Below are 17,440 nucleotides of genomic sequence, written 5' to 3' on the forward strand. Positions count from 1 at the left end.
CAAATCATCACGCCCCTCTCGTTGCCCCCCTTTCGCACCAGCTACGGGAAACGCGCGCCGGCACTGGTCGAAAGTCCAGTATTCCCTCTTTTTTTCGCCATTTTTCAATGCGTTGGAGTTTAAGAGATTGGACAACACGCCATTATGAGGCTTCGGAGGGGAGGACGCACACGGCGCTCGTGGACAGCTCGCGGGCCCTTGTCTGGCGTGCTGAGACAGCTTGCGATGGCGGTTTCACTTCTCCTGGCACCCATGGCGCAGGCTGCCGAACTGAACCTGTCCGGGAGCCATAAACTCATGCTCGCGGCAGATGCCCCGGGTTTCGCCGAGCCGGGTTATGATGACAGCGGATGGCAGAGCGAGGTGGTCGTGGCCCTGATCCTGATGGTGGTCTGGAGCGTGATTGCCCTGGCGCAGGACCTGGACCACGCCCGGCCCCTTCTGGTGGGTATCGGCGCGCTGAGCGCTTCGATCCTTGTCGATCTCATGCTGCCCGCAGACTACTTCGAGACCACCTTTGGTGTGCGCCTCGGCGAGCTCGGCGTGCTCGCGCTGCTTCTGTCGCTGTTCTACATTTTCGGCCAGCGGGTCCTGCGCCTCGAGACGGCGGTGCTGCGCGCGAATTCAGACGTGCTGACGGCCCATGAACAGGAGCGCGCCCGGATCGCGCAGGACCTGCACGATGGCGTCGGACAATGGCTTTCGGTGGTGAAGATCAAGCTTGAGGTTCTGAAGGCCAAGACCCCCCGGGACCCCGACGCCGCAAGCGATCCCTTGACAGAACTTGTCTCGGACATGGACAACGCGCTCGAAGAGACGCGGCGGGTCGCGCAGGACCTATTACCGGTGTTTCTGGACGATCACGGGTTGGTGGGCGCCGTGCGGAACCTCGCCTCGCGCCTTGCCTTGCAGACCCGGCACGCCATCACGCTGGACGCGCCGTCGGGCCGGGGGTTGGCCTCCATGCGGGACCGCGCGCGGCTGCTGCAGGGGGAGCTCGACCTCGTCTCCGACCCCGGAAGCGGCACACGTGTCGATCTCTCATTCCCGATCCCCCCGGCGACGCGGCAATGACCCGGTGCGCGCACATATCCATTGTGATCGCGGATGATCACGTCATGTTCGTGGAGGCGATGCGCCTGCTGCTGGCCCAAACGCCCGAGATCCGGCTGGTGGGTGTGGCGCGGGATGGCGATGCGCTCTTGTCGCTGATCGCGGAACAGGTCCCGGATGTAGCACTTGTCGATCTGTCCATGCCTGGCCCCGGGGCCGCGGCCATTGCCCGGCAGGTCGCAGACCAACAGCTCGAATGCCGTCTCATCGCCCTGATCATGCATGAAGAACCGCATCTGGCAGGCAGCCTGATCCATGGGGGCTTTTCAGGTTATGTGGTCAAAGGCTCCGATGTCGGAGATTTGCGGAGGGCGATCCGTCAGGTCGTGGCGCGTCAGACCTTTCTCTCTGCGGCCGTGGCAGAGCAGACCACAGGCGGCACCGATCCGCAGACGGTCTTGACGCCGCGGGAACTGGAATGTCTGCGCGCGGCCTCGCTGGGCATGCCGAACAAGACCATCGCCCTGCATCTCGGCGTGAGCTTGCGCACTGTGAAGTTTCACTTCGAAAATGCCTTTCGCAAACTGAACGCCCGCAACCGCAGCGGGGCCATCGCGATTGGCCGTCAAGACGGCCTGCTGTAGCGTGCTGGTGTCCGAGATACGGCGGCGCGTCCGCCCGGGGGCTGGCAAGCTGCGGTCAACCGGTGCCCGGTGAAGAGAAATAGCACGAACTGCGCAGCCTCCGGGATGGCGGACGGACCAAACAGCCCTCGCCCCCGGGGCGCCCCTAGGCCAAATCCCTGAAATGACAAGCGACCCTTGCAATGCGGCTCCGCGAGGGTAATGTCGGACACCTGAGATGGCTTCGGACAAGAACGCTGTTCAAGAACGCACGCAACGACGTGCAAGGGAGGAAGAATGAGAAAACACCTTACTGGCGCGCTCCTGCTCGCCGGAACCGCTTTGTCGCCCATGGCTGCCTACGCGCAAACCGAGGTTCAGTTCTGGCACGCCTTCACGGGCCGCCTCGGCGAGCTGGTGAAAGCCCAGGTCGAAGAATTCAACGGAAGCCAGGACGATTTCGTCGTCGTCGAAAGCCACAAGGGCAACTATTCCGAAACGCTGAACGCCGGGATCGCGGCCTTCCGCGCGGGCGAGCAGCCCCACATCCTGATGGTGTTCGAAGTGGGCACCGCGACCATGATGTCCGCCGCGGGTGCAACCAAGCCGGTCTATGAAGTGATGGCCGAGAGCGGCGCGACCTTTGACCCGGATGCCTATATCGGCTCGGTCAAAGGGTATTACACCACGACCGATGGCGAGATGCTGTCCTTGCCCTTCAACTCCTCGACCCCGGTTCTCTGGGTGAACCGTGACGCGTTCGAGGCGGCGGGCGTGGATCCGGACACGGACCTGTCCACATGGCAGAATGTCAGCGCGACGCTGGATGCCCTGAAAGCCGGGGGCGAGGATTGCCCGCTGGTCACCGCTTGGCAGAGCTGGATCCACCTGGAGAACTTTTCGGCCTATCACGACGTGCCCTTCGCCTCGAAGGACAATGGCTTTGCCGGTCTGGATACCGAGCTGATGCTGAACGGCGAAGCGCAGGTCGCGCATCTGACCGCGATGGGTCAGTGGGCGCAGGACGGCAAGTTCATCTATACGGGCCGCCGCAACGAGGGTGGCGCGAACTTCCGGTCTGGTGAATGCGCTCTCTTTACCGAGAGCTCGGCAGGCTATGCCGGGATCAAGGCCGAGGCGCAGTTCGACTTCGATGTGCGCCCGCTCCCCTATTGGGAAGGTGTCGGCAACAGCCCGCAGAACACCATCATCGGGGGCGCGTCCCTCTGGGTGCTCGAAGGGCATGAAAGCGACGAGTACAAGGGCGTGGGCGAGTTCCTAGCCTTCCTCTCGTCCTCGGATGTTCAGGCGCAATGGCACCAGGATACCGGCTATCTTCCGATCACCGCCGAAGCCGGGGAAGCCACCCGCGCCTCGGGGTTCTATGAAGAGAACCCCGGCACCGATATCGCGGTGATCCAGATGACCGCGAAAGAGCCGACCGCCAATTCCAAGGGTCTGCGCCTTGGATCCTTCGATCAGATCCGCGGGATCATCGACGAAGAGCTCGAGGCGATCTGGTCCGGCGACAAGACGGCCCAAGAGGCCATGGACAGCGCCAAGACACGGGGCGATGCCCTGCTGCGGCGCTTTGAATCCGCCAACCGTTAAGACCTGATCGGGCAGGCCCACGCGGCCTGCCCGTTTCCTTGCGGGGGCAAGTTCATGGAAAAGCGCGTCACCTTTCGCGGCTGGCTGTTGCCGGTTCTTCTCATCGCGCCACAGGTGCTCGTCTCGGCGGTGTTCTTCTTTTACCCGGCCGCGCAGGCGATCTGGCAATCGCTGTTTATTCCCGACCCGTTCGGGCTCTCCTCGCAATTCGTGGGGCTCGGAAATTTCGAGTTCCTGCTGAGCGACCCTTTCTACCGCGCATCCTTCGTGACCACGGCGGTCTTCTCGATCCTTGTCACGCTCTGCTCGATGATCCCGGCCCTGTTCCTGGCGGTTATCGCGGACCGCCTGATCAAGGGCTCGGGCGTCTATCGCACCCTGCTGATCTGGCCCTATGCGGTGGCCCCTGCCGTGGCCGGGGTGCTGTGGCTGTTCATGTTCAACACGCGGGTGGGCGTGATCTCGTGGTATCTCGGCACCCTCGGCTATGACTGGAACCACGTCCTGAATGGCGGCGAGGCCATGGGCCTTGTGGTGGTCGCCTCGGCCTGGGGTCGGATCAGCTACAACTTCCTGTTCTTCTTCGCAGCTCTGCAGGCCGTGCCGAAATCGGTGATCGAGGCCGCAGCCATTGACGGCGCGCGGTTCTGGCGGCGGTTCTTCACCATCGTGTTGCCGCTGCTTTCACCAACCACGTTCTTCCTGCTGGTGGTGAACGTGGTCTATGCCTTCTTCGAAACCTTCGGCGTGATCCACACGATCACGGGGGGCGGGCCACAGCAATCCACGACCATCCTCGTCTACAAGGTCTTCTCGGACGGGTTTGTCGGACAGGATCTGGGGTCGAGTTCGGCCCAGTCGGTGATCCTGCTGGTGGTGGTCGGATTGCTGACGGTAATCCAGTTCAAGTTCATTGAAAAGCGGGTGCATTACTGATGGCCCGCGAAGTACACGGAATGGTCGAAAAGCGCGGCGCGGGCCTGTGGCTGACCCATGTCTTCATGATCCTCGGCGTGCTGGTGATCTTCTTTCCGATCTGGCTGGCCTTCGTGGCCTCGACCGTCACCCAGCAAGAGATCATCCAGCCCCCGATGCCCGTGATCCCGGGCGACCAGTTCTGGATCAATTATCGCAATGCGCTGTTCTCGGGCGTCAACGTGCCCGTGGCGACCATGCTGTTCAACTCGCTGGTCATGGCGATCGGGATCGCGGTGGGCAAGATTGCCATCTCGCTCCTTTCGGCCTTCGCCATCGTCTATTTCCGCTTTCCGGGACGCAACCTCTTCTTCTGGATGATCTTCCTGACGCTGATGCTGCCGGTGGAGGTGCGGATCGTGCCGACCTTCGAGGTCGTGGCCGGGTTCGGCATGCTCAACAGCTATTCCGGGCTGATCTTTCCGCTGATCGCCTCGGCCACGGCGACATTCCTCTTCCGGCAGTTCTTTCTGACAATTCCCGATGAGCTGGCCGAGGCCGCCCGGGTCGATGGCGCGCGGCCCATGCGGTTCTTCTGGGATATCGTCGTGCCCATGAGCCGGACAAATGTGGCGGCGCTTTTCGTGATCCTCTTCATCTATGGCTGGAACCAGTATCTCTGGCCGCTGCTGATCACGACCGATCCGGAAATGAACACGATCGTCATGGGCATCAAGCAGATGTTCCCCTCGGGCGATGACTTTGCCCATTGGCCGACCATCATGGCGACCTCCATCCTTGCGATGATCCCGCCGGTGATCGTCGTGGTGGGGATGCAGCGGCTCTTCATCCGCGGCCTTGTAGACAGCGAGAAATAGATATGGCGACAGTCACCCTTCAGGACGTCAAGAAAAGCTTTGGCGCCACGGACGTGATCCACGGGATCGATGTCGAGATCGCCGATGGTGAGTTCATCGTCATTGTCGGCCCGTCGGGCTGCGGGAAATCCACCCTGCTGCGGATGGTGGCTGGGCTGGAAACCGTCTCATCCGGCGATGTCCTGATCGGCGGGACGCGGGCCAATGACAAGGAACCCATGGATCGCGACATCGCCATGGTGTTTCAGAACTATGCGCTCTATCCGCATATGTCCGTGCGCCAGAACATGGGCTACGGGCTCAAGATCGCGGGCCTGCCGAAGGACGAGATCAACGCCAAAGTCGAGGAGGCAGCCCGCCTCCTGCAGCTTGCTCCGCTTCTGGACCGCAAGCCCAAGCAGCTCTCGGGTGGACAGCGCCAGCGCGTCGCCATGGGCCGGGCCATCGTCCGGGAACCGGCGGTGTTCCTGTTTGACGAACCGCTCAGCAATCTCGACGCCAAGCTGCGCGTGCAGATGCGTCTCGAGATCCGCGAGCTTCAGGCCAAGCTGGGCATCACCTCGCTTTATGTGACCCATGATCAGGTCGAGGCCATGACCATGGCGGATCGGATGATCGTGATGAATGGCGGGGTGGCCGAGCAGATCGGCACGCCGCTGGAGGTCTATGAAACCCCGCGCACCCTGTTTGCCGCGCAGTTCATCGGCAGCCCGGCCATGAACATCCTCGACGCGCAGATCGCAAACGGGCAGGTCGTGCTGGAGGGGCAAAGCCTCGCCGAGACCAGCCATCCCGACGGACCGGTGAAGTTCGGGGTCCGACCGGAGCATATGGTGCCGGACACAGGCGGTGCGCTGGCCGTCACCATCCAGATGACCGAACCCCTGGGCGCCAACACCTTGCTCCATGGCAAACTGGCGGGGCATCCGGACAGCTTTACCCTGAGCCTGCCGGGTGTGCATGCGATGCCAGGCTCGAGCGCGGCACAGCGGTTCTCGGTACAGCCGGGCCAATTCCATCTCTTCCATCCCGAGACCGGTCTGCGCCTGTCCTAGGGCGCGCGGCCCACGCGTTGACGCAGCCTGCAGGCGCGCCATGTATCCGTCGACAGAGCGGTGCGGCTTTGGCCGTTTTTGACGCCTGACTGTCATTTCAGCCAGACGCAAGACCGCCTAAAGGTTTCTGCACCAAGAGGCGCAGATGCCGGGAATGGACGAGATCATGAACGTGAGGGCCCCCAAGACACCGCCCGTGGGCGCGCTGAACTTCGCCCTGCTTTTGGGGGCCAACGCGATCCTCGGATCCGCGATGCCGATGATGATCATCCTCGGGGCGCTGGCCGGTCTGCTTCTGGCGCCCACACCGGCGCTGGCCACCCTGCCCGCCTCGGTCTCGACCCTCGCGGGGCTGGTGGCTGCGGCACCGTTCTCGCTCTTCATGGGGCGCTATGGCCGTCGGGCAGGTTTCATGGTGGGGGCTGTGGTTGCGGGTCTGGGCGCGGCGGCGGGTGTGGTCGGTGTCATGCAATCCAGCTTCGTCCTGCTGCTGCTGGGCCATTTTGCGATCGGGGCGGCGCTGGCGTGTTTTCAGTTCTTTCGCTTCGCCGCCGCCGAGGTTGTGCCGGAGCGCTGGAAGCCCGTGGCGATCTCCTTGATGCTGACCTCTGGCCTGCTGGCCGCCTTTGCCGGGCCCGAGGTGTTTGCCCGCACAAAGGACCTGCTTGCTCCCATTCCCTTTGCCGGCGCCTATGGGGCGATCATCCTTCTCAACGTGATCGGGGTCATCCCGCTTCTTTTCCTGCGCGGGTCGCAGGCGCCCCAGAGGCAAGACGCGGCGGCCACGTCGCCCGTCCGCGTCGCGCAGGTCCTAAGGCGGCCCGCGGTCGCCGTGGCGATTGCGGCTGCCGCGGTCTCGCAGGGGGTGATGGTGCTGCTGATGGTACCGACACCCATCGCCATGGTCGGATGCGGGTTCGGCGAGGCCACGGCCGGGGACGTGGTGCGCTGGCATGTGGTGGCAATGTTCGCGCCCAGCTTTTTCACCGGGTTCCTGATCAAGCGCTTCGGAGCCACGAGGATCGTGATGACCGGCCTCGCGCTGCTCGGAGGCTCGGGCGTGATTGCCGCCAGTGGCGTGACCCTGCCCCATTTCTACGGCGCATTGATCGTTCTCGGGCTGGGCTGGAATTTCGGGTTCGTAGGCGCGACGAGCCTTTTGGCAGACGCGCTCGCCCCGCAAGAGCGCCCCTCGGTTCAGGGCCTCAACGATACGGTCATTGCGCTCTGCGCCTCCCTCTGCGCCTTTGCCTCCGGGGCGCTGGTGAACGGAGCGGGCTGGACGGTGCTCGCACTCATGGCGCTGCCCATTGTCGGCGGGATGGCGATTGCCCTTCTCTGGGCTGCGCGCCAACGCCAGGCGGTCGTCTGACCGGGCGCTTGCCGCGCGACATGCCTTCATAGGCCTGAGACAACCTTCCCAGAGGGGCACTGCAAGCGACTTGCTCGATGCGCATATCGTCTCTGCGACCATCGCGGGGGCAATCATCGGCATCCTCTTTGCCGCGGCATGGGTACAGCCCGCCTCTCATCACGCTGGCTGCAACCCTTGGCGCACTCAGCCTGCCCGTTCTCGCACAAACAACGCCAAGCACCGCCGTCACGAGGGACCAAGCCGTCGCCATCGCACTCGCCGCCCAGACCGGCACCATTGCCGAGGCCGAACTTGACCAGTTCGAGGGGCGCGCGGCCTATGACATTGAGGTCGTGAATGCGGCTGGGGACGAAATCGAGTTCAAGGTCGACGCGGAGACAGGAGAAATCCTGAAAGTCTGGACTGACGATGACCCGACGGATGATCCGGTGAGCGCGGATTGTGATTGAGATATTGAAAAACTGGGCCTGAATGCGGGCCCAGTTTCATTCGACCTTCGATCGGGTGAAGATCGTCTCCGTCTGAAAATCTATTTTCCAACCAAACGTCAAAAGAACAATTTGAAACAACTCAGCCTTATCCGAGATAGAGGCGCGAGTTTCGCAAAACCTTGCGCAATAGCAAGCGCTTTTTCCCAGTGTTCTTCACATAAACATGCCCGAATCACACGGGCATATTTCTAATGACGTCAAAGGGCTGTTGTGCACCGCAGGAACCGCACAAGAATCACGTGCAGGCTTCCAGAAACCGCACAAAACCTCAGGTTTTGCCAGAGTTCGGTCAAAACTAGACTGAACCGATCGGCGCGAGATCCATTCGTGGAATTGCGTCTTCTCCCATTGCTACTGATCTGCTCAGCGCGCCCGGATCTCTTTGGTGGGAACCCGCTTGGCAGCCCTATGCGTAACATCGTTTCGCCCAAATCATCCATCAGGAATTGACCAGAAACTCAGGAGTGCGTTTCGGAATGGCCTTGTAACAGGAACGTGAGCACCCATATTAGATGTATACCACGGAATACAGAAGAAAGGCCGAACAATGTTCGACCTCTACTTAACGGAGCCGGTCGCTCCGTTTACAATTGCGCTCGCGCTTCTGCTCGGGCTTCTGGCGCTGGAGCTTGTTCTGGCGCTGCTTGGCGTGACCCTTTTGGGGTTGGGTGCGGATGCAGAGATTGACCTCGATCTAGACGTCGCGGAGCCCGATCTCGGCGATTTCGACATCGATTTCGGCGATGCCGATCCGGAGCTCTTTGACTTTGCAGATGCAGGGCCGAGCAGCGATGCCGCGCTTGAGGCCACTGAGACCGTGGCTCCGGGGGTGGCGTCCTGGCTGGGCCTTGGCAAGGTGCCGACCTTGATCTGGTTCGCTGCAGCGTTGCTCGGCTTTGGCGTCACGGGGATCGCCTTGCAAAGCACAGCCGTTGCAGTGTTCGGAGCCGCGCTCCCTGCGGTTCTGGCCGCTCTCCCAGCGGTCTTTGCCGGCCTCTGGTTCGCACGATCATTCGGCGCGGTGTTCGCACGCATGCTGCCGAAAACAGAAAGCACAGCGCTCTCGGCGCGCCATCTCGGACGCCGCATCGGGGTCGTTACACAAGGCACGGCAAAGCGGGGAAAGCCGACCGAAGTCCGCATCTCGGACCGGCATGGCAATACCCATTACCTGCGGGCAGAGCCTTTGAAGGACGAGGACGAGATCCCTGCCGGGACTGAAGTCCTGGTTCTGCGCCACCGGTTTGAAGAGGGGTATCGACTGGTGCCTCTCGGCCCCGAAAGCTGATCAACAACATAGGAGAACTTCATGGATTTCGTTTCACTTGGCATCATTGTCGGCTCAGTCCTCGCCTTTCTGCTCTTTGTCGGGCTGGTGCTGGGACGCCTGTATCGGCGCGCAACCCGGGAGGTCTCGCTGGTCAAGACCGGTGCCGGCGGAAAGACGGTGATCATGGACGGAGGCACGATCGTCGTGCCCCTGCTGCATGAAATCAGCCCTGTGAACATGAAGACCCTCCGGCTGGAGGTGGCGCGCAATGCCGATGGCGCCTTGATCACCAAGGACCGGATGCGGGTGGATGTGGGGGTCGAATTCTACGTCTCCGTCAACGCCACCGAGGAAGGCATCAGCCGGGCCGCCCAGACACTGGGGGATCGCACGTTTTTCGTGGACCAGCTCCGGGAATTGATCGAGGGCAAGCTGATCGACGGGCTGCGGGCCGTGGCCGCGCAGATGACCATGGATGAGCTCCACGAGAACCGCTCAGAGTTCGTTCAGGAGGTACAGAACACCGTGTCCGAAGACCTGCTCAAGAACGGACTGGAGCTTGAATCCGTCTCGCTCACCGCGCTGGACCAGACCCCGTTCGAAGCGTTGGACGAGAACAACGCCTTCAACGCCGTTGGCATGCGCAAGCTGGCCGAGGTGATCGCCACATCCAAGAAGGAGCGCGCCGAGATCGACGCAGATGCCGATGTCTCCGTCCGGCGCGCGGCAATGGAAGCGGAACGTCTGAAGTTGAAGATCGAACAGGATGAGCGTCAGGCCGCCATCGCCCAACGGCAGGAAATCGCGACGCTCGAAGCCGCCCAGCAGGCAGAGATCGCGCGGCGTGAGGAGGATTCCTCGCGGGAACGCGAACAGGCCCGTATCAAGCGCGAAGAGGCGATCCGCGCCTCGGACATTGCCCGCGAGAAGGCGATCCGCGAGGCCGAGATCACCCGGGACCGCGAGTTGCAGGTGGCGGATCAGGAACGGCTGATCATCATCAACAAGAAGTCCGAAGAGGAAAGCCAGGCCAAAGCGAGTGCCGACCAAGCCCGCGCCGAAGCCACCAAGGCGCAGGAGGCAATCGAAACCGCGCGCTCTGTCGCCATGGCCGAGCGAGAGAAGCAAATCGTTCTGATCCACGCCCAACAGGAGGCCGAGCGCGCGGCGACGCGGATAAAGATTGAAGCGCAAGCCGAGAAGGATGCCGCGCAGGACCGTGCGGAGGCGCACCGCGAAGAGGCGCAAGCCGATGCCGATGCGCTCACGATCCGCGCGGCAGCCAAGAAAACCGATCTGCTAGCCGAGGCGGAAGGGCGGCAGGCGATCGTCGAGGCGGAAAACGCCATCGCGGCAGAGATCGTCAATATGAAGATCGCGCTGGCGCGTCTCGAGAAGCTGCCGGAGGTGGTCGCCCAGATGGTGAAACCAGCCGAGAAGATCGATACGATCCGGATTCACCAGGTCTCCGGACTGAGCGGTGCGGGGGGTGCTGGCGGTGGGACCGGTGGTGCAGACAAGCCGCCCGTAAACCAGGCACTCGACTCGATCATGGGCATGGCTGTTCAGCTGCCCGCCCTGAAGAAGATCGGAGAGGAGCTTGGTGTGTCCATGGATAACGGGGTGGCCGGGCTGGCCGAGAGCCTCGTGGAGAACGCCAAGGATCCGGCACTCGCCCCTCCGGCCGAGGGTCAGGAGAGCGCGGATCTTTCAATCGACAAGACCTGACAAGTCCCGCCCCTGGCCCTGCGAAGAGCGAGCCTCTTGAGGCTCCCTTTCCAGGATCGGCCGGGGGCAGAACGTTCAACGCAGTGCAGGGCTTGCCACAGCATTCAAAGAGGTTCCTCCAACGCGCCGTCCACAGCTGGCGACGTTGCCCAGTGAAAAGGCTGGGCTGGCGTGCCCGAGAGGCGATGGAAGCGCAGGATGTGCCCGTGGCACGGACATTGCCGTCCGACAGGCCTTCGACGATCTCCGCTTCTGACGCGTGGACCATCGATCACAGCCTTGGTGACATATCCAGTCGCGCGCGCGCCGATTAGAGCCGCAATCCCGACCATCGGGTGGCTAGTCATGACGAGTTGGTTGATCCCTGCCATGATCGATGGCATCGCCAGCGGCCGCTCCACCTTGGTCAGAAACTGCCGCGGGTTCGCACCGAAGCGCAGCGCGGCTTCTTTCGTGTTCTTGGGAGCCTGCTGAACGCCAAGATCGGTCAGAACTCCCATCGCAATCATCCATGGCGGGCCAACAAATTCAGCACTGATCGCATTGAGCATCACTCGGAGGAAGACGGTGATGCCATCTAAACTGTTCAATTCTAGCGAGGAGCCTGCATCGTCGCGGACGGTACGCTGCGGGACCAAAGCCATGTTCCGACACACCATGCCGATCTTGTCAGCGCGTATTTCGCGCAAGGCCTCTGGGCCCATGTTCCCGACCTTGGCAGCGTTGATCGGGACTGCACCTGAGGTCGGCTCAATCAATCAGGTGATATGGCATATACGCGTCGATTTGCCGGAGCCTGACACGCCCATGAGGCAGAAGATCTCGCCCTCTCCACCACTGATTGAGACGTCGCGCGACCTAAGAACACATCCGAAACGATCCGGCAGCTCTGCCTTTGACAGGGTCTCTGATCGTGCGGCGGCCATGGCGCCCCCCGCTCGGCTGCCGCAGTGCGTCCAAACGTTCATGCAAACGACGACATCTTGTTTTGCTGCGCTCAGGCGCGGGCCTTCTCGCGTTTTGGATCCAAGAACGGCAGGGCGCAGACGGTGCAAGGCAGCCGTTTCATATGTCCGTCCAGACGCCCGGTTTCGAGTTTCTGTCCGTCGTCGCTGTTCTCGACAGCGACCCGGGCCATCGCGATTGCATGGCCAAGCTGGGGAGAATACGTGGCGCTGGTGACGACGCCCACCTGCTCGCGGTCGACAAACACCGGATCACCATGCTCCGGCATCTCCTTGCCCGAAAACGTCAGCCCGACCAGACGTCGGCGCATCGCTGCCTTGTTGCGCTCCAACGCTTTGCGGCCAATGAAATCGTCTTTCTTGAAGTCGACGGCGAAGCTCAGCCCGGACTCCATCGCATCGACATCCGGGCCAAACTCGGCGCCTGCAATCATCAGCCCGGCTTCTATCCGCACCATATCAAGCGCAGCCCCGCCCATCGGGACCAACCCATCGGGCGCTCCCGCATCCATAACGCCATCCCATATGGCAAGCGCGTCATCACGGTCGCAGAAAATCTCATAGCCCAGCTCACCCGTAAATCCCGTCCGGCACAGCATGAAGACCGGGCCGTCGCGGTCTTTGAGGCGCGCGATTGTGAAGCCAAACCACTTTATGTTCTCAAGTGCCGGGCGCCCTGGCTGGGTGAAGACGATTTTGCTCAGGATATCTCGCGACTTGGGGCCTTGCAGGGCGAGGTTCACCATTCGGTGCCCAAGAGAACGCACATGCACCTGCAGCCCCAGCTTTTCCGCCATTTCCCGCAGGTGAAGCGCAGAATTGTCCGAACCGCAGCACCACCGGTAAATCGTGGGTTCAATACAAAAGAGCGTCCCGTCATCGAGCACGCTGCCGCGCTCGTCGCACATCAAGGCATAGAACCCACGATGCTGCGCCAGTTTTTCCACGTTGCGGGTCAGGCAATGCTGCAACAATGCGGCGGCGTCCGGACCAATCACATCGTACTTGCGCAGACCTGACATGTCCTGAAGCGTCGCAGCCGTCTTGCAGGCCCAATACTCTTCAATCGCTCCTGTGGCATCAAAATGGGTGGGCATCCAAAGATCACGTGAGACGTTGAAATGGCTGGTCAGTTTTGACGTACGCGGATGGAAGGCAGAGTGCCGCGTGAGTTTCGCACCATCCTCTGGCTGCGCCCGCCAGGATACGGAATGTGTAATCGAGCTGTCCTCTTCGTAGATGCGAACGTGGATGTCCGTTGGGTTCCAGCCGTTGATCGGGTCGACGTCATCGGGACAGGCGGTCGAGACGCATACCAGATCTGTCAGCGCCTCCATGGCGACGTAGTCGCCGGGGCGGGACCACGCCTCATCTGAGCTCAGGCCGCCATGCCCCGGGTCCACCCATGAGTTGAAAAAGAAGTTGATTGCCGGCCATGCCGCACGTCGGGCGATGCTATAGGGTGCGAACGCGTTCGAGATATTGTCAGAGCAGTTGATATGCCCCGGAAATCCACGATCCTCATAGCCGCGCGCGGTGCAGGCCAGGGCATATGTGTCATGACGTCCAACCGTGTCCTGGCGCACGGCCAGAAGGGGACGAATGTCCTGGTCGTAGAATTTGTCATGCAACCCCGGCAGAGGATAGGCAGCGCGGGCCATTGTGCGTGACACGGTCGAGTCGATATAGCGCTCCACCCCGTCATCCAGCGCCGAGGCCCGCATCGCCATGAAATCCGAGCATTGCTGCCCTTCCACATCGATCACCTGCACAAACTGGCCCTTCCGGACCTCATAGGCCAGGGCCGTGCCCCGCGCGATGCGCCATTCGTCCTTGATCCGCCCAAGCGGACGCGGCAGGGCGAGTTCGGTCGATGGGTTGTCGGGCGGTTGTACGCGCAACGCGAAACGGGATCCGCCACCGGTCTCGACAAACCCGCGCGTCACCGGGGCAATGACGAATACAGAGCAATCCTGCGTCACCTTGGTGACGTGCAGAGCGCCCGGCTCGGAGGTCGTGTCAAACAGAGCAACGCCCGTCGCATCGGCAATTTTGCCATCCCGGGCCCGCAGCAAAGCCTCCATCTCTCGACGATCAAAGTGCTCCAGGGGCAGTCGGTCCTGATCCGCTACTGGCACGCCAAGAGGCGTCGCGGAATAGGTCCTTTGATCCGGCAACAGCAGCGTCAGCAGGGCTGGCCCACCACCATCAACATTCGTCACCGAGAGCGTGGACCCCGCTTTGACGTCCAGTCGCGCAGCTTCACCGCAAAGAACGTCTTCGACCAGAACCGTGGGTTTACCGAGGCCGCGCAGCCTTGGGCGCGCGCCGTTGAGGATATGGCCTTCCAGTCGCATTTTCTGCATCAAAGCCCTTGTGCGAAACCTGTCACCTTTCATTCAGTAACCGGTTACTTTAGGAGGAAGACTTAGCCGTCGGAGACCGATCGAATAGCATTCCAGAGATGCAGAAGTTAATGATCTGATCGTTTTTCGAGTCAAGAGAAATAGTGGAAAGACAAACAGCCGGGATTTCAGTGGTTAAGAAAATAGGCACAATCAGAGCCGTCGCGCGAGACACCGGACTGTCCACAGCAACCGTGTCCCGCGTGATGAACGGGAATCCGAAGGTGAACCCGGACATGCGGACCAGGGTTCTGGAGGCGGCAAAGCGGTTGAACTATGTGCCCAACCCGGCAGCCAGGGCCCTTTCAACCGCAAAGTCCAAAACCATCGCGGCAATCATCCCCAGCATCGAACACTCGGTCTATGCAAAATACATTACCGCCGTAGAGCATACCCTCAGCCGTCTGGGCTATACTCTCGTCTTGGCGATATCGAACGCCGATCTCGAACAGGAGCTCAACGCCGCCGAGCAACTGATTGCGATGGGCGCCGAGGCCTTTATCCTGACGGGTGCGAACCACAATACCGAGCTGATGGACCTGCTGAACCGTCGCGCGAAACCGGTCGTGTTCACCTCGGTATTCGACGCGGCCTGTGGCGTGCCCACCGTGGGATATGACAATCGGCAGATCGCCTTCGATGCGGTCACCTTCCTGCAGGACCATGGTCATGAACGCATTGCGGTCGCGCATGGCCCGCATCATGAGAGCGATAGAACCGTGTCACGATGCAAAGGGGTCCTTGACGCGTGCCTTGGCAAAACCCAGCCGCGCTTCGTGGATGTCGCGTTGAGCGTTGAAGGGGGCCGCGATGCCGCCCGGGACATTCTGACGGCCTCCCAGCGCCCGACCGCAATTCTGTGCCTGTCAGATGTCTTGGCCCTCGGGGTGATGTTCCACTTGCAAAGCGTCGGAATGACGATCCCGGACGACATGTCGGTGATGGGATTTGACAACCTGGACTGGGCAAAGGAATCCCATCCGAGCCTGACCACAATCGATTTGCCCGCAACCAAAATGGGGCAAGTCGCGGCGGAGTCGGTGGTCGCGAGACTTGAGAGGAGCTCCACGATCGCTTCTGTCGCGTTGCCCGCACAAATCATCCCACGCAAATCGGTCATGAAGACCACTTAGTCTCTGTCTGGATCCCCATGCTCTGAATCGCGGCCCATGATCAGACCGAACCATGCCCACCCGCTCGACGGATCAGGTCCTCTTCCTACCTAACACAGTGTTGAGACTGTGACCTTCTTCCCGCTTTCTCCGGTTGCGCGAGCGCAAGAGCTCCCTATGGGGCGTTAAGGTTTTGAGATATATTGTGTTTTTGGTTGCGGGAGTAGGATTTGAACCTACGACCTTCAGGTTATGAGCCTGACGAGCTACCGGGCTGCTCCATCCCGCGCCAGTTGCGTTGGCATTTTCTGCCTGGCGCTTTTTGTTGAGATCGTATTGAGAGTTATGGGCTTTTTTCTAGGTTTGGCGGTGACCTACTCTCCCACGCCTTAAGACGCAGTACCATCGGCGCTACGGTGCTTAACGACCGAGTTCGGGATGGGATCGGGTGTTTCACTCGCGCTATGACCACCAAACCAAGGAAAAAGCCTTTGCAGAGCAAAGGCTTTTAGTTGGAGGCAGCGTTTCGACAAAGTCGACAACGCGTTCCAACACCGTTGATCTGCTGGGCGTACCACATTGAACACTGTCAGGTGTGGCGCGCTTTTTCACATCGGCGTCCAAGCCAAATACGTCTGTTGTGTATGCTTTGATTATCCGCAGGGGCATTTGCCGTCTACTGGATCAAATCAAGCCTATCGGACCATTAGTACCAGTCAGCTGAGCACATTGCTGCGCTTACACCTCTGGCCTATCGACGTGGTGGTCTACCACGGTCCTCAGGGATACCTTGTTTTGAGGGGGGCTTCCCGCTTAGATGCCTTCAGCGGTTATCCTGTCCGATCATAGCTACCCAGCACTGCCGTTGGCACGACAACTGGTCCACCAGTGGATCGTTCACCCCGGTCCTCTCGTACTAGGGGCAACTCCTCTCAAGTATCCTACACCCACGGCAGATAGGGACCGAACTGTCTCACGACGTTCTAAACCCAGCTCACGTACCTCTTTAAACGGCGAACAGCCGTACCCTTGGGACCTGCTCCAGCCCCAGGATGAGATGAGCCGACATCGAGGTGCCAAACGGTGCCGTCGATATGGACTCTTGGGCACCATCAGCCTGTTATCCCCGGCGTACCTTTTATCCGTTGAGCGATGGCCCTTCCACTCGGGACCACCGGATCACTATGGCCGTCTTTCGACTCTGCTCGACTTGTCAGTCTCGCAGTCAGGCTGGCTTCTGCCATTGCACTCAACGAGCGATTTCCGACCGCTCTGAGCCAACCTTCGCGCGCCTCCGTTACGCTTTAGGAGGCGACCGCCCCAGTCAAACTACCCGCCACACAGGGTCCCGGATCCGGATAACGGACCGCGGTTAGACATCAAGCAATGCAAGGGTGGTATCTCAAGGAAGGCTCCACAAGAACTGGCGTTCCTGCTTCGAAGCCTACCACCTATCCTGCACATGCATGGCCTGATGCCAGTGTGAAGCTGTAGTAAAGGTGCACGGGGTCTTTCCGTCTAACCGCGGGAAGCCTGCATCTTGACAGGCAATTCAATTTCGCTGAGTCGATGTTGGAGACAGCGGGGAAGTCGTTACGCCATTCGTGCAGGTCGGAACTTACCCGACAAGGAATTTCGCTACCTTAGGACCGTTATAGTTACGGCCGCCGTTTACTGGGGCTTCAATTCGGAGCTTGCACTCCTCCTTTTAACCTTCCAGCACCGGGCAGGCGTCAGACCCTATACGTCGTCTTGCGACTTCGCAGAGCCCTGTGTTTTTAGTAAACAGTCGCCACCCCCTGGTTTGTGCCCCCCGCCTATAGTTGCCTACAAACGGGGCCTCCTTCTCGCGAACTTACGGAGGTATTTTGCCGAGTTCCTTCAACATCGTTCTCTCAAGCGCCTTGGTATTCTCTACCAGTCCACCTGTGTCGGTTTAGGGTACGATCTCATGGAGGG

The 17,440-nt window shown here is 61.0% G+C and carries 13 protein-coding genes, 1 tRNA gene and 2 rRNA genes (1 of these 16 only partly in view); 11 read left to right on the plus strand and 5 right to left on the minus strand.

Translation table 11 applies throughout. The features are described 5' to 3' along the window. The first annotated feature begins 225 nt into the window (after positions 1–225). The 10 genes from ACP150_RS04455 (at position 226) to ACP150_RS04500 (ending at position 10,999) form a co-directional block, all read left to right on the plus strand. On the plus strand, positions 226–1,074 hold the full coding sequence (locus tag ACP150_RS04455) for a sensor histidine kinase (protein WP_424965338.1): 849 nt from the start codon (positions 226–228) through the stop codon (positions 1,072–1,074). Next, complete coding sequence (locus ACP150_RS04460) at positions 1,071–1,697, plus strand: LuxR C-terminal-related transcriptional regulator (RefSeq protein ID WP_424965339.1); 627 nt, start codon at positions 1,071–1,073, stop codon at positions 1,695–1,697. Before ACP150_RS04455 ends, ACP150_RS04460 begins: the two co-directional genes overlap by 4 nt. Positions 1,698–1,973: 276 nt before the next feature. Further along, positions 1,974–3,287 (plus strand): sn-glycerol-3-phosphate ABC transporter substrate-binding protein UgpB, encoded by a 1,314-nt coding sequence (gene ugpB, locus ACP150_RS04465; RefSeq protein WP_424965340.1) that lies wholly within the window; start codon positions 1,974–1,976, stop codon positions 3,285–3,287. A 54-nt stretch (positions 3,288–3,341) separates the two neighbouring features. Next, the gene (gene ugpA, locus ACP150_RS04470) at positions 3,342–4,223 is read left to right on the plus strand and encodes a sn-glycerol-3-phosphate ABC transporter permease UgpA (RefSeq protein ID WP_424965341.1); all 882 of its coding nucleotides are present in this window, start codon (positions 3,342–3,344) and stop codon (positions 4,221–4,223) included. A 20-nt stretch (positions 4,224–4,243) separates the two neighbouring features. Next, positions 4,244–5,080, plus strand: coding sequence for a sn-glycerol-3-phosphate ABC transporter permease UgpE (gene ugpE / locus ACP150_RS04475; RefSeq protein WP_424965427.1), 837 nt, complete (start codon positions 4,244–4,246; stop codon positions 5,078–5,080). A gap of 2 nt (positions 5,081–5,082) precedes the next feature. Beyond that, on the plus strand, positions 5,083–6,135 hold the full coding sequence (locus ACP150_RS04480; protein ID WP_424965342.1) for a sn-glycerol-3-phosphate import ATP-binding protein UgpC: 1,053 nt from the start codon (positions 5,083–5,085) through the stop codon (positions 6,133–6,135). Between the two features lie 145 nt (positions 6,136–6,280). Then, positions 6,281–7,507 carry an MFS transporter gene (locus ACP150_RS04485; RefSeq protein WP_424965343.1) on the plus strand — a complete coding sequence of 409 codons (1,227 nt, stop codon included), beginning with the start codon at positions 6,281–6,283 and terminating at the stop codon, positions 7,505–7,507. Positions 7,508–7,635: 128 nt separating this feature from the next. Further along, complete coding sequence (locus ACP150_RS04490) at positions 7,636–7,959, plus strand: PepSY domain-containing protein (RefSeq protein ID WP_424965344.1); 324 nt, start codon at positions 7,636–7,638, stop codon at positions 7,957–7,959. Between the two features lie 589 nt (positions 7,960–8,548). Beyond that, on the plus strand, positions 8,549–9,289 hold the full coding sequence (locus ACP150_RS04495; protein ID WP_424965345.1) for an OB-fold-containig protein: 741 nt from the start codon (positions 8,549–8,551) through the stop codon (positions 9,287–9,289). A 21-nt stretch (positions 9,290–9,310) separates the two neighbouring features. Then, positions 9,311–10,999, plus strand: a complete 1,689-nt coding sequence (locus ACP150_RS04500) for a flotillin domain-containing protein (protein ID WP_424965346.1) — start codon at positions 9,311–9,313, stop codon at positions 10,997–10,999. A 104-nt stretch (positions 11,000–11,103) separates the two neighbouring features. On the opposite strand, the gene ACP150_RS04505 is transcribed toward ACP150_RS04500, so the two are convergent. Together ACP150_RS04505 and ACP150_RS04510 are read right to left on the minus strand one after the other, a co-directional pair. Next, positions 11,104–11,757 carry a hypothetical protein gene (locus tag ACP150_RS04505; RefSeq protein ID WP_424965347.1) on the minus strand — a complete coding sequence of 218 codons (654 nt, stop codon included), beginning with the start codon at positions 11,755–11,757 and terminating at the stop codon, positions 11,104–11,106. 239 nt (positions 11,758–11,996) lie between these two features. Further along, positions 11,997–14,330 carry a DUF1989 domain-containing protein gene (locus ACP150_RS04510; RefSeq protein WP_424965348.1) on the minus strand — a complete coding sequence of 778 codons (2,334 nt, stop codon included), beginning with the start codon at positions 14,328–14,330 and terminating at the stop codon, positions 11,997–11,999. A 170-nt stretch (positions 14,331–14,500) separates the two neighbouring features. Between ACP150_RS04510 and ACP150_RS04515 the strand changes: the two genes are divergently transcribed. After that, positions 14,501–15,502 carry a LacI family DNA-binding transcriptional regulator gene (locus tag ACP150_RS04515; RefSeq protein ID WP_424965428.1) on the plus strand — a complete coding sequence of 334 codons (1,002 nt, stop codon included), beginning with the start codon at positions 14,501–14,503 and terminating at the stop codon, positions 15,500–15,502. A 191-nt stretch (positions 15,503–15,693) separates the two neighbouring features. Here the strand turns inward: ACP150_RS04515 and ACP150_RS04520 are convergent. From ACP150_RS04520 to ACP150_RS04530, 3 genes are all read right to left on the minus strand, one after another. After that, positions 15,694–15,770, minus strand: a tRNA-Met gene (locus ACP150_RS04520). Between the two features lie 72 nt (positions 15,771–15,842). Next, a 5S ribosomal RNA gene (gene rrf, locus ACP150_RS04525) occupies positions 15,843–15,957 on the minus strand. 209 nt (positions 15,958–16,166) lie between these two features. Further along, a 23S ribosomal RNA gene (locus tag ACP150_RS04530) occupies positions 16,167–17,440 on the minus strand; it runs 1,555 nt beyond the window's last position.

Source organism: Dinoroseobacter sp. S375, assembly GCF_049800775.1.
Classification (GTDB): domain Bacteria; phylum Pseudomonadota; class Alphaproteobacteria; order Rhodobacterales; family Rhodobacteraceae; genus Dinoroseobacter.

Excerpts from the sequence above, each read along its gene's own strand:
- ACP150_RS04455 (WP_424965338.1), top strand. The coding sequence starts at position 226 with ATGGCGGTTTCACTTCTCCTGGCACCCATGGCGCAGGCTGCCGAACTG.
- ACP150_RS04460 (WP_424965339.1), top strand. The coding sequence starts at position 1,071 with ATGACCCGGTGCGCGCACATATCCATTGTGATCGCGGATGATCACGTC.
- ugpB (WP_424965340.1), top strand. The coding sequence starts at position 1,974 with ATGAGAAAACACCTTACTGGCGCGCTCCTGCTCGCCGGAACCGCTTTG.
- ugpA (WP_424965341.1), top strand. The coding sequence starts at position 3,342 with ATGGAAAAGCGCGTCACCTTTCGCGGCTGGCTGTTGCCGGTTCTTCTC.
- ugpE (WP_424965427.1), top strand. The coding sequence starts at position 4,244 with ATGGTCGAAAAGCGCGGCGCGGGCCTGTGGCTGACCCATGTCTTCATG.
- ACP150_RS04480 (WP_424965342.1), top strand. The coding sequence starts at position 5,083 with ATGGCGACAGTCACCCTTCAGGACGTCAAGAAAAGCTTTGGCGCCACG.
- ACP150_RS04485 (WP_424965343.1), top strand. The coding sequence starts at position 6,281 with ATGCCGGGAATGGACGAGATCATGAACGTGAGGGCCCCCAAGACACCG.
- ACP150_RS04495 (WP_424965345.1), top strand. The coding sequence starts at position 8,549 with ATGTTCGACCTCTACTTAACGGAGCCGGTCGCTCCGTTTACAATTGCG.
- ACP150_RS04500 (WP_424965346.1), top strand. The coding sequence starts at position 9,311 with ATGGATTTCGTTTCACTTGGCATCATTGTCGGCTCAGTCCTCGCCTTT.
- ACP150_RS04510 (WP_424965348.1), bottom strand. The coding sequence starts at position 14,330 with ATGCAGAAAATGCGACTGGAAGGCCATATCCTCAACGGCGCGCGCCCA.